The organism is Deltaproteobacteria bacterium HGW-Deltaproteobacteria-6, assembly GCA_002840435.1.
Lineage (GTDB): Bacteria > Desulfobacterota > Syntrophia > Syntrophales > Smithellaceae > UBA8904.
The window spans coordinates 56,214-69,152 of record PHAT01000005.1; the positions used below are offsets into that span (position 1 = coordinate 56,214).

Consider the following 12,939-nt stretch of genomic DNA (forward strand, 5'->3'; position numbering starts at 1 on the left):
TGCCACCATTTCCGGCTCGTAGTTACTATTGTTGTAAAGATATTCATTGTGTTTTCAGCATCTGATACGTGGGTTCAAATAAAGACAGCAGTAATTCAACTGTTTCTTTTTCCCAACTGATAATCTGATTGTCCAGTGCAAATGGGTAGGACAGAGCTCCGATGGGCAGATCGACATACTTGGCCGCAGCATGGTCAAAATTGGTGATGATATAGGGAATTTCACTGAAAGTTGCCAGGGCGGAAAAGCCGCTGGATGTGCCCATAAAAAGATCCGTCTGATGAAACAGCGTAATTTCATGAGCGAGATTATATCCCATCGCTCTGGGAATCAACACATTTTCAAATGTATATAATTCCTTTTCCCATTCCGCATACCCACCGAAAGCAAGGAACAACACATCCGGATATTTTTTACGGACCACTTTAAAGAAACGATACCATTCGTGCAATGGCGAATCCCGGCGGATAACCCCTGACGCCTGCCCTGCAAAGCCTAAATCGGCATAATTTGCCCGCTGCCTGATGTTTACAGAGACCAGAAAGCGTCCGCTGCAGTGCTCCTTCAGAAAATCATCCATGCTGTTTTCATAACCCCGCGGTGTTTTTAATCGGGGAATATAATGATTTTCCTGAAAGAATTTATCGATTTTTTTATGGGAATAGTAATCCAGCTGCTCCATGGTATGGATTAACAGGTTTGGCCACGTGTGAAACCCGCTTAAAACTTTCTTCAACAAATAATAGTCAAAAGCGTGTCTGTTGGCAAACAGCTTCAACGACATCTCCAGCGGATTGCATAAAAAAGCCGGGAATAAATTGGATATATAGTCCCTGTAGTTTTCCCGGTTAATGTGTGGTTGAAGACGACCGGAGGGCCTTCGCGGATCAACAACCAGGCTGTGAATCACAGTATCGATGCCTTTATCCAGCGCTCCAATCGCCACATTAACCTGCCAGGTAAACGCATCTCCCAGCGCGTAAGGCGCATAAGAAAAATCGTAAATACCGATGAAGGGATACTTTATTTCTTTCTTTTGAATTTGAAAAGACATTATTTCTTTCATTTCAAACCGGACATGATTAGTCCGGCCTTCCTTTTATTAAGAAATCTCGAACTCGCAGCACCTCTTGATTTTTCATTAACTCGGAATATAGTTTTTTCTGCCTCCATTTCCGTTCAAGATACGATTTAATCCTTCTGTAGGCGTAAGACGGGTAATGCTGCTTTGTCAGCACAAGATCCGCACCCGAAGCAAACACATAATTATTGTCAACTTCTTTCAACAAGTCATTTATTAAGACGGGGGCAATATATTTTCGATACCCCTTCTTAATATTATTCATGGCATCTTCCAGACTGATGCCGTCTTGAGCAGATATAATTGAAGCGACCGCATTGTTGAAGTTCACAAAATCATCCGACCATGATTCCAAAAGGACTCTGTCAAAACGATCCATTAACGAGTCCTCCCTGGTGCAGTTTGTATTAAAATGGTGCTGCCGGAGAAGATACGGGACGGAAAGTGTTTTGATTTTTCCTGATGCAACAGCCATCAGGCTCGTTAAGAGTTCAGCAATCGTTACATCTTTGGGATATAAATCACGTAACGCATCAAAATAGCATCTAACATCTTCAATGTGATGGACGTCGTAGTAGGTTGTTGAATACGCTGCGAAGTGCGATATAATACGGTCTGAAGCCTTATCCTCCTCAAGGGAAACCGCTGATTGCACGAGGCAGCGATCAATGCTTCCATAAGCTCCGTTTGCATCCGGCGCAATGGTAAACGCATACACTTGTCCTTTGCATGTTTTATAGTCATTGTTTTCCGAAAGAAATTTCACCGATTGGCGGAGACCATCAACGATATAAAAATCATCATTATCTGCAAAAACAACAAAGGGTGTTTTTACTCTGGATAAAACATCCACTTTCTTTTCATGATAAATTAAATAGGTCGCATCATAAGGGTAACGGATATACTCATAATCCAGATGAGGATAGGTATTCGCGCTGGATAAGACTTCGGTAATTTTCTTGTCTGATCCACCGTCCGCGATGAGTATCTTAAAGGGAAAGCGGCTTTCGTTGGCGTAAGCCATCCACCGATAGGTAAATGGCACACGGTCTTTGAGCGTGAGAATGACCGTTAAATTCTTATCAAATTCGTTTTGCATAGACCTCATTAATTTCCCCGGATTATTAAATACTTACCAAAGAGATGGCAACCAGTCAACTGAATGATGTTCATTCTATCCATAATGGGTAACCGTATCTTCTCAAATCAGCAACTTTCTATTCAGATAATTATGGGGCTTCCATAAACTGATATTCAAGCGTGGATGTTTATGTCTTTCCAGAATGATCTTCTGCTGGCGAAGAATGAATTTATTGATGAATAATCGCATCAACAGGACATTGGAAAGCCTGCTGTTCGAGATATTAATCATAACATCCCAATCATTGGAGAATATCGCGCTCACCGGAAGAATATCAACCCCCGACGGATTCTTTTTTCCGATCTGTTTATCATCAACAGCCCCGGCAATGATACATCCATCTATGGTTCTTAATTTTTCCATAATGTAATGAAGACAGCGACCCGCACCCATCAACAGAATCTTTTTATTTTGCAGTAATTTTTCAGGAAACACATCCGGCATTAACGGCAACAATCTTTCTTTATTGACCAGATTTTCAGTCGCCATCAAATCGCAGGCATCCTGGAAATACATATCTGTTATCAGAACAAGGTCTGGTTTCAGCTCCTTGATTTCGCCCAGCCTATATTGAGGATAGAAAAAGAATTTTTTCGATTCTGGCGTGCCGCCTGAACCAACAAAGCCGATGATTTTATTCATATCAAACCCCGGAAGGCCGAACGCCAGGATGCTTTTGGCGTTCATGCCCGTACCCAGAATCAGGACCTTCTCCACCCCCTGCAATGCCTCACTCAACCTGTCAACTGATTCCGGTGATCCAATCCTGGAAAATGAAACATTGAAACAGTGTGGACAAACCAATCTTATGACAAGGCCGTCCCATCTCCAGTTCCCGAATTCCTTGCCGATTTCGCTGCTTTTTTTACAGATGGGACACCGGGCAGAATACTGATAACCCCCTTCGGCAACCTCCAGTTGGAGATCACATTTGAATCTGCCGGAAAGGAATCCCAGATAGCGCCGGACTTCTTTCATAATCCCGTTGTGAAGGTCTTCCGTACCGGGAAAATCACTGACATTTAAATAATTTTTTTCGGCAATGCGTTCATCGTCCAATCCAATGTATTGCAGCTTTGTTAAATACTCATACTCGTCTTCGATAATTTTTTTTTCTCTGGCATGTCTGTAAATCAATGTGCCGGGGTAGGCAATTGTCAGATTAATATTGGAAAACATCTCTTCCTCGATCAGCAGATTGAATGTTTCCCGCAAATCTTCCCCACCTTCTCCCTCGCTCCCAACCATCACATTGCATTCCTGCGGCATTTTAGTTGCTTTGAGTTCATGAAGGAATGTCTGAATAGTTTTTCTGTTAACGCCCTTATTCATCCGTTTGAGGATTTTATCGGAGCCGCTTTCCGCGCCGATGGACACACCGATGCAACCTGATTCTTTCATCACCTTGAGGATAGCCGGATCCACATCCAGTCTGAGACTGCAAAACCATTCCTTCGGCGGTCCTTCCGCTGAATACCGCCGACAGAATTCGACAATTTCCTCATGGTGGGCAAACAGCACTTCCGTCATGACGCCGAAAACCGAAAAATCATATGTTTCACTCATCCTCCACATCTCCTTGAGGATGTTATTGATTTTTCGCGATCTGAATTGTCCCATTGTGGGCCGGCAAAAAGAACAATGCCCCGTACACCCGCGTCCGGTCATAACAGGAAAAAACGTCCGTCCGGGAAAGCTGTGATGGCAGCTGTGCAGATATTTCTCCATGTCCAAATGATGCCAGGCAGGTTCCCGATCATCTGAATCCAGATTCAGCCTTAAAGATGCTTTCCTGTGGATTGTTCCGGATTTTCTATCCCGAAACATGACGCCCGGAAGGTCATCGAAAAATTTTTCGCTTCGTTCCAGACGGCGTAATAAACCGGCAAAGGCTGTCTCCGCTTCTCCCAGCACGGCATAGTCTATCCCGAAACGGTCGAATAGAATATCCGGATTAACGCACTGGGTAATGTTACCGCCCAGAATAAACGGCATGCTTTCTCCGTATTTTTTTATACGCCCGGCTAACTCAAGAAAGAAAGGTGCGTCACCCACAAGACCGCCTGTTGCCACGGCCAGATAGTCGTTCTGAGCGAAAAGTTTTTTATAATTTACCTTTTGAAAAAAAGAATCTATAAAATCAAAAGGAATACCATTTCTATCCATATCCGCCATGACATAAGCCAGACCGATCGGGAAAAACCCGTAATTGGGTTTTATCAGCAGGATTTTGCGGGAAAACGGATTTTGTTTTTCAACCATCTCCGATTTATACTTTTCTTTCTGATGAATATCTATCAACGGAAATTGATCCGGGTTAAATGCGCAAGTAAGAATAATTCACGCTTTTTATCATCATGTGTTTTTAAAACCGCTCAATAGAAATTCCCTGATACGGGATACTTCTTGATCATGATTCAAATCCGGACAGAAATCATTTTGATTTAAAACCTGCCTGGCATCCGGATTTATTTTCGTGCCTTTTCCCGCACCCGTTAATTTAGCTTTAAGTGCTTCATAACTTTTGAATAGATATAATTTTATAGATGTATTGGAAGGCGGCGGCTGTTGTATGGTGTTTTTCAAGATGCTATTTAAAATAACCGGATCAATAAATCTGCGATAGCCTTTTTTTATATGTTGAATCGCACTTTCAACACTTATATTGTCCCTGATCCCGCAGATTGCGGCAACTGCCTTTACAAATGCTGTAAAATCATCCGACCAGGATTCTAAAAGCATTCTGTCAAAACGATCAACCAATATGTCCTCTTTAGCGCAATTTGTATTCATGTGATACTGCCTGAGAAGATACGGATGAGCTATTTTCTTTACTTTTCCTGATGCAACCGTCATAAAGCTTGTTAATAGTTCGGCGATGGTCACATCTTTTATATCAAAGTCATGTAACGCTTTAAAATTTTCTCTGATGTCTTCAATCCGATGGACATCATAATATGTAGTTGAGTACTTTTCAAAGTGTCTGGAAATGCGTTCTAACGCCCTCTCTTCTTCAAGCGATGCAGCCTCGTATAATGAAAACTGGATTGCATTTCCGTAAAGAGCATTTAAGTCAGGACTCAAAATAAAACTATACGTCTCTCCTCTGCAGGTACAATAATCACGGTTTGCCGTCAAAAACTTCATAGCTTCACGAAGACCGTCATAAATGAGAAAATCGTCATTATCCGTAAATACGGCGAACTGCGTTTTAACTTTTGTCAAAACATCAGCTTTTTTTGCATGATATATGGAATATGTTTCGTCATAAGGATATCGAATATAATCATAATCGAGGTTGGGGTAGTTGCTTCTATTTGATAATATTTCAGTTATCTGCTTATCCAGGCCGCCGTCCGCTATGAGAATTTTAAAAGGAAAGCGGCTTTCATTGGCGTAGGCCATCCATCTATATGTAAACGGCACACGGTCTTTGAGCGTGAGAACGACTGTCAGATTCTTATCCAATTCTTTTTGTGTTGAGCTCATCTATCTTTTTTCAGGATTGATGGGGGGGCTGGCTGATCTAAGCGGAGCAGTCGAATCATTTTCCGCCGTTCAACCCGGTAAAGGATAGCCGTACTTTTTCAGATCAAGTCCATACTCATGCATCAATTTCGCGTTGTCTTCCTGATAGAGTTCAATAACCCGCTTCCTCCAGGCATCCGACATAAAACCTTCGGCTGGCGGGCCTGACTGAACATAATTTCTGGCCATATCCTTCAGGGCGGCGCCGGGAATGTATTGTATGATATCACGGCCTCCAAAATGGTCACAGAATCGATGATACTGCCATTGACGCATGGTGTTCCTCGTCCTTTCACGCCGCGATGAAACAAGCCCAATGGCCTCATCGGCATCTATGCGCAAAATCGCGCAAAGATCCTTGATGAAGCCGGGCGGGTTAGAAATAAAATCTTCATAGAACAAGATTTTAACTTTCTTTCTGTCAAAGTATTGTGTAAAGCCACAAAGGATTCTATGATAAAAATAACTGCCGATGAGACTGTATTTGATAAAATTTGTGGAATGATCCATCCATTCATCAAACGAAACAAATCGTTTCCAGTACCGGCGCGGAACATTCCTCAGGTAGGCGCCATGGTTGGCATACATCGACGGAACAGCCGTCAGCTGATTTCTTACAACCAGTAATATTTCAGCGTCCGGAAGATAGCCGGAAAGACGTTTTGCGCACAATGCAGGAATATGGCTGGTCATGATATCTTCGCTGGAAAACAGCAGCGTCTTATCCCCGGCCGTTTCTTTCTTGCGCTTGAAAAGATCTTCAGCTTCGCGGGCTTTGAAATAGATATCATCATCCGAAATAAGAGAAAGGATGGTATCCTGATGTTCCGCATAATCATCACCATCCTCACCGATATAGACGAGATCTTTACTTTTTGAAAACAAGCAACGCTGAAGCGTTGTTGAACCGGTTTTATTGGCGCCGATATGAATGACGTTTTTTGACATGTTAATCCCTGAGCGTTGGCGATCCGAAGATCAAGTTACATTTCCGTTCCAAGCGATATTCCGATGGAAAATTTTGCATGGGCAGAAGTTGAATCTTTCCGAGGAAGGAAAATTCCAGGAGTGATTTGTAGATAAGGTGATAACCCCGTGATTGTACATATTCCGTCACTTCACTGATATTCCAGAACCAGACGGGAATCTTCTCTCCGTAATAATTCTGAAAGGATACAAACGTTTTAATATCTCCGGCATTCAGCGCATTGAGCATCAGGACATCAGGTTGATAATTCAGGAGTTGCTTCAAGAGCCCACGCCAGTCACGGATATAATGAAGTGCTGCTGCTATATGAACAATGTGAAACCTGCTTTCGCCAACAGGTAAAGAATCATGATAGTAAATATTATTGAAGTTCGCATATATTTCTCGACCCTTTTCACAAATTCTTTTCCCTTCCACAATGTGATACTCTATTTTTTGCGGGTCGGGCAACGAATGAATACAGGCCATAAAACTGTTTCCACTGCCGCCGCCAAAATCAAGAATACGCAGGGGTGAATCGGTTTTGTAAGTCGCGAGTAATGCCGCAATCGGAGGCAGGGGATACTCATGAACCAGGCTCAATTCAGAAGGCGCGGTTTTATTGGCGCCACCAATAGCGCCGGGTGACGATAAAGCTTTAAACACTGACGTGACCCAACGCTCGGAATCCCAAACGTGATCAGATTCCGATTCCGGAAACGCATCGACTATTCCATCCCAGACGCAGGGACTTTCCTGATCAGTGCTCATGATTGCAATTTCCAAGCAATGCAATTGTTTCTTCGATATCTTTCGCAATGGATCCGGAATAGCGAAAACCATGATTCATGAAGCGCTGACTGGAAACCTCATAAGAAAGCTGATTCATGATTTCATTATCAACGTACTTAATCGATACATGTGGAATATGCGCGGCAATATTCTGAACAATGTCGTTGACCGTTAGATTATCGGTTAAAACATTATAGATCTGATTATCATACAATCCGCTTTGAATGATAAACTGATACGCCTTCATGGCGTCCTGCAGGGACAGATACGGACGTTTCTGATGCAAGGCGGTTGTCCAGACCGTCAGGGGCTGTCTCATAACGGCCTGCCAGCAGAATTTGTTGACAGCCGTGTGAAATCTCATGCCCGGAGAAATTCCGCATATCGTGCCGAAACGACAGACAATAAATTTCAAGCCTTTGGACCGGCCCAGTTCGAAGAGATAGTCTTCCTCTTTAAGTTTTGTTTCGGCATAAGGACTCTGGGGCTTTAAATCTTCGAGCGTACAGCATTCGTCGACCAGGTTTTTCTGCGTCCCGTAAACACTGGTGGAGGACATATGAATCATCGGGCAGCCGAGACCGGCGCAGGCTTCAGCAACCCTGGCTGTCGCGTTAAAGTTATTCGTTTCGACCTGCTCTTTATTGTTGAAACTTCCGGCGGCATCGGTAATAGCCGCCAGATGGATAACCACATCCGCCCCATCGATCACGGAAAACAGATCGGCATTTAACACATTCATTTCCAAAAACCGGTAACGGCTTTCCGCGGGAAGGTTGAATAATGAGGCATAGCGATTGGTCAGCATATTATCGATCATCACAACTTCCAGCCCCCGAAAAGCGGCGGGCAGCTCCCTGATCAATCGGGATCCGATATGTCCTAATGCTCCGGTTACAATGATTTTCATTTTATTTACGCCAAATAATGTTTGAGATGTTTTTTGTAATATTCCCTGGTTACGACAAGCCCGGCATCCAAATCAAATTGGGGCGCCCAATTAAGATACTCTTTAATTTTTTTGTTGCTGATCACGGCATTGCCCACCTCCGTCGATTTTCTGTCCTTGGGCCATTCGATATATTTTATGCTTCCACTGCCCATGCACTTCATCGTTTTTTCCGCAATCTCCGCAACGGTGTAATGATGATCTCCCACGGCAAAAAGCGCCTGCCCCTGTGTTTTTTCCGAAAGAGCGGCGGCAATCAATGCATTGACGGCATCATCGACAAAAATCACATTTCTCAGTTGGTTCCCTTCGCCGAAAATATCAATATTCTTACCCTGCATGGCAAGTCCCACGAAATAATTGTTAAAAGTAAAACCGGCGCTGTGGATACTGGCTCTCGGACCATACACGTTTGACAAGCGGACGACCGCCGCGCGCAGCATGTAAGCATTCGCATAGATAAGAACATATTTCTCCGACACGGATTTATTGGCAGAGTATATATCGGTGGGGAATTCGGGGTGTTTTTCATCTGCGGGCTCGTATTGCAATTTACCCAACTGCGTACTTGTTCCGAGTTGAATAAATTTCACATCGGCGTTGAATCGACGAACGGCTTCCAATAAATTAATGACGCCGCGCACATTGACGTCCATATCAATCCAGGGTTCCCGCATGGAAAAGGGATGAGATGTCGAGGCCGCGCAGTTAAAAATAATATCTTTCTTAACCACTCTTTCTACGATTTGGTCATAGTCCAAGATATCATGATAGCAGAGCTCCACGGAATCTTTTATATCATGGATATTATAAAGCTTACCGCCCGAGCGTGTATCCAGGCAATCATAAATTGTGACATCCGCCCCCATAGCCAGGCACTGATGTGCGAGGTTGCTGCCGATAAAGCCCAATCCGCCGGTGATTAAAACCTTTTTTCCTTTCATAAAAACTCCTTCAATTTCCCGGAACAGATTATGACGATTTTTTCCTGGCTCTGACAAATATCATGAGGTTCCGATCACCTTTCCAGTTAAAACGGGACAATTCATCCACTTCAAATCCGATTCTATGCAAAAGCGCACGAATTTTATTTTCGGTATAACAATTCTTATGGAACTGCCCTTCGCTGTTCTGGGGTCCGAATATACTGGCGGTCAAGTATCCCCATCGACTTTCCGTTGAATATGAATATTGACCAAACCAGTGCTGAGCGGCAATTGCCTCCGGATCATTGCGGAAAAAATCCTTCCATTCGTCCTTTGCCTGCAACCAAAGCCGGACGGTTTCTTCGAAATCCGGGACCGAAAATTCGAAACAGCCGCCGGGAGACAATACGCGCTTTACTTCCTGGAAAATTTTACTTTCCTCCAGAAAAGACAGATGCTCCAGCAGAGAATCGGCCCGAATCAGCGCAACGCTGCCGTCGGGAAAAGGGAGATTGAAGATGTCATACTGGTATACTTCAACACCCTCCGGAAATACAGTGCCCGGGTAACGCACTTTCATTTGTTCTATTGTATCCAAATCAACATTGATATATCCCGGCAGGGGACGGCCACCGCAGCCCAGATTGATTCTAATATCGCTTTTCGGTATTTTATTTTCCATTGCAATTCCACCTTCTCTGAGAAATGATCGTGTTATCAGGCTGTCCGCCTCTGGACATAGATGAATCTTACTTTCTTTTCAACACCTTTTTAATTCCGTCGCAAACTCTGACAATCTGGTCTTCCGTGAGATTTCCGGCGCAGGGAAGATTGACGCCCCTTGGCGAAATATCATAACAGTTGACATTCCGCTTTTCATATTTTTCCTGAAACCCGGGATAAGCCGGCATGGAGGATAATGGATAGAAAAAAGGCCGGCAGGGTATTTCCAGTTCAGCCATTTTCCTGATCACATCATTTTTATCCATCTTATAGGATTTGCCGATAATAATCGTCGGCATCCAGGCTCCATGGATTCCTTCCACCGGATCCGGATTGATTTCAATATCGTCGACATCCCGGAGGTTCTCCCTGTAAAGCCTGAGCTGGTTTCTCTTATTGATCAGCAGTTCCTCAATTCTTTGAAACTGCGCGTAGCCCAGAGAGGCTGACAGATTGTTCGGCATGTATTTATACGTCACCTCGTAATTATAATACATGCCGACCTCGGTTCTTCTGCCATGATCGCGGAGAAATTTGCACCGCTCGAATAATTTGTCATCATCAATAAGCAGCATTCCCCCCTCGCCGGTCGTGATGGTCTTGGTCCGGTGAAAGCTGAACGTGGAGGCAATTCCGAATTTTCCAGCCTTAACGCCTTTATATGTCGAGCCAAGGGCCTCAGCGGCATCTTCAACCAGGGGCAGGCCATGTTCACTGGCAATCTGAAGCAATTCATCCATCAGCGGCATATTGCCGAATAATCCCACCGCCATGATCGCTTTGGTTTTCGGCGTAATGCTTTTTCTCACCGACTCGGGATCCAAGCACCAGTGCACGGGATCGATGTCACAAAAGACCGGGATGCCTCTCAGATAGGTAATTCCCGCGCCGGTCGCAATCCAGGTGCAATCGGGAAGAATAACTTCGTCCCCATCGGAAATCCCCATTCCAGTCAATAACAGGTGAATGGCCGTCGTGCAGCTGGGCGTCATCAATCCGTATTTTCGATTATGATATGCCGCAAATTCCTTTTCGAATTTCTCACAATAGTCAAAAGGGTGTTCATACCAGCCGTTGCGCATCATGTCTTCCACGACCTTTATTTCGTGCTCCGTAATCCAGGGTCCCGCAAAAAATATTTTATCCATGGCCTTATCCTTTAATCCTTATCCTTTAGAAAAACACCCTACCGTATTCTAATGCCTTCCGTCCAATCATAGTTGATTTCCGGATCATCATGCGGAATTCTAACCTCATCGCCCGTATCGTATGTACCGGATGTCACATAGATGATATGCATGGGTCCGTTGATACACCGGTATCCATGTAAAATGCCCGGCGGAAATCCGTATGCCTGCGGCACCTGATAATCACCGGAAAGAAACTCCATTTTTTGACGATAGGTGGGAGACTCTTTCCGCATGTCGTACAATACAACCTTAATCAGACCCGACAGCACGTAATTCCACTGTGTTTGAATTTTATGGGCATGCCACGCTTTAACAGTCCCCGCATAAACGAGCGAATGGCTCACCTGACCGATAATCGTGGAATCTTCACCGCAGCCGCAAATAATTTCCCTGAAAAATCCCCTGTCATCGGTGTGTGTTTCAATCTTTTTAAAGACGACACCCGCTATAGCGGCATCAATATGATTCATCATCTCACGACAGCCTCCTGTTCCGTCCTCTTCATCTTTTAAAGAAACGTTTTACCGCACCGATAACCACAGATATTTCCTCCATACTCAATTCAGGGTACATGGGTAAGGACAGAATTTCGGTTGCCGCCCTTTCGGTGCGGGAAAGATCGTACCGCTGCAGATCGGACGATTGGTTGAATGCCGGCTGCAAATGCACGGGAGTCGGATAATGGATGGCGGCCATAATGCCCTCTGCCTTCAAATACGACAGCAACTGGTTCCGTTCATGACTTTTCACGACATACAGATGATAGACGTGACCATCCCCGGGACGTCGGGCAGGGACCATACAATCCGTTTCGGCCAGCCCGCTGTTATAGGCATCCGCGATTTGAAGACGTTTGCCATTATCTTCATCCAGATGCCGCAGCTTGACGCGCAGTATCGCCGCCTGAAGCTCATCCAGCCTGCTGTTCCATCCAAAAGACTTACTGACGTAACGCTCTTTCCACCCGTATTGCCTTAATTGCCGGACCTTTTCGGCCAGCTCGACATTATCGGTCACGACCATTCCGCCATCACCGATGGCCCCCAGATTTTTTGTGGGATAGAAACTGAAACACCCCATATCGCCATAGGCGCCGCACCTTTTATACGATCCGCGGCCGCCGCCATGCGCTTGCATGTTCCCGCAAAACGCACCATGCGCCTGCGCGCAGTCTTCGATGACCCGCAGATGATGTTTTTGAGCAACAGCAAGAATGTCTTTCATCAGGGCGGCCTGCCCGTAAATATGGACCGGAACCATTGCTTTTGTTTTTGCCGTTACGGCCTGCTCAATTTTCCCCGGATCGATGGTGAAGTACTCATTTTCGATATCGACGAAGACAGGCTTTGCTCCGGCCAGGATAATAGCCGTTATCGTCGCCACCGCCGTGTGCGAAACAGTTATCACTTCATCCCCCGGACCGATGCCGCACGCGGTCAATGCGAGATGCAGGGCTTCCGTACCACTTCCGACGCCAATGGCGCAGGAGACACCGGTAAAAGACGCAAATTCCTGCTCAAAAGCGCTTACTTCATCTCCGAGAATATAATATCCCCCATCAAGCACAGCGGCAATGGCTGAGTCGATTTCCTCTTTATAAGCAACATACTGGGCTTTGGGGTTAGCGCATAAAATCATTGTA

Annotated in this window: 12 protein-coding genes; all 12 read right to left on the reverse strand. The window is 44.8% G+C overall.

Going from position 1 to position 12,939, the window contains the following annotated elements:
• Positions 1 to 43: 43 nt before the first annotated feature.
• Complete coding sequence (locus CVU71_10490) at positions 44 to 1,066, reverse strand: hypothetical protein (GenBank protein PKN17948.1); 1,023 nt, start codon at positions 1,064 to 1,066, stop codon at positions 44 to 46.
• A 16-nt stretch (positions 1,067 to 1,082) separates the two neighbouring features.
• Complete coding sequence (locus tag CVU71_10495; GenBank protein PKN17949.1) at positions 1,083 to 2,189, reverse strand: hypothetical protein; 1,107 nt, start codon at positions 2,187 to 2,189, stop codon at positions 1,083 to 1,085.
• A gap of 93 nt (positions 2,190 to 2,282) precedes the next feature.
• On the reverse strand, positions 2,283 to 4,523 hold the full coding sequence (locus CVU71_10500; GenBank protein PKN17950.1) for a hypothetical protein: 2,241 nt from the start codon (positions 4,521 to 4,523) through the stop codon (positions 2,283 to 2,285).
• Between the two features lie 54 nt (positions 4,524 to 4,577).
• Complete coding sequence (locus tag CVU71_10505) at positions 4,578 to 5,711, reverse strand: hypothetical protein (GenBank protein ID PKN17951.1); 1,134 nt, start codon at positions 5,709 to 5,711, stop codon at positions 4,578 to 4,580.
• A 69-nt stretch (positions 5,712 to 5,780) separates the two neighbouring features.
• Positions 5,781 to 6,698, reverse strand: a complete 918-nt coding sequence (locus tag CVU71_10510) for a hypothetical protein (protein PKN17952.1) — start codon at positions 6,696 to 6,698, stop codon at positions 5,781 to 5,783.
• Position 6,699: 1 nt separating this feature from the next.
• The gene (locus tag CVU71_10515; GenBank protein ID PKN17953.1) at positions 6,700 to 7,560 is read right to left on the reverse strand and encodes a hypothetical protein; all 861 of its coding nucleotides are present in this window, start codon (positions 7,558 to 7,560) and stop codon (positions 6,700 to 6,702) included.
• Complete coding sequence (locus CVU71_10520) at positions 7,478 to 8,419, reverse strand: nucleoside-diphosphate sugar epimerase (protein ID PKN17954.1); 942 nt, start codon at positions 8,417 to 8,419, stop codon at positions 7,478 to 7,480. The genes CVU71_10515 and CVU71_10520 overlap by 83 nt, the downstream gene beginning before the upstream one ends.
• 5 nt (positions 8,420 to 8,424) lie before the next feature.
• Positions 8,425 to 9,402 carry a hypothetical protein gene (locus CVU71_10525; GenBank protein ID PKN17955.1) on the reverse strand — a complete coding sequence of 326 codons (978 nt, stop codon included), beginning with the start codon at positions 9,400 to 9,402 and terminating at the stop codon, positions 8,425 to 8,427.
• A 28-nt stretch (positions 9,403 to 9,430) separates the two neighbouring features.
• Positions 9,431 to 10,066: a methyltransferase gene (locus CVU71_10530; GenBank protein ID PKN17956.1), complete on the reverse strand. Its 636-nt coding sequence runs from the start codon at positions 10,064 to 10,066 to the stop codon at positions 9,431 to 9,433.
• 67 nt (positions 10,067 to 10,133) lie between these two features.
• Complete coding sequence (locus CVU71_10535; GenBank protein ID PKN17957.1) at positions 10,134 to 11,255, reverse strand: DegT/DnrJ/EryC1/StrS family aminotransferase; 1,122 nt, start codon at positions 11,253 to 11,255, stop codon at positions 10,134 to 10,136.
• A gap of 38 nt (positions 11,256 to 11,293) precedes the next feature.
• Entirely contained in the window at positions 11,294 to 11,767 is a 474-nt protein-coding gene (locus CVU71_10540; GenBank protein ID PKN18688.1) for a hypothetical protein, read from the reverse strand.
• 31 nt (positions 11,768 to 11,798) lie between these two features.
• Entirely contained in the window at positions 11,799 to 12,935 is a 1,137-nt protein-coding gene (locus CVU71_10545) for an erythromycin biosynthesis sensory transduction protein eryC1 (protein PKN17958.1), read from the reverse strand.
• Between the last annotated feature and the right edge of the window lie 4 nt (positions 12,936 to 12,939).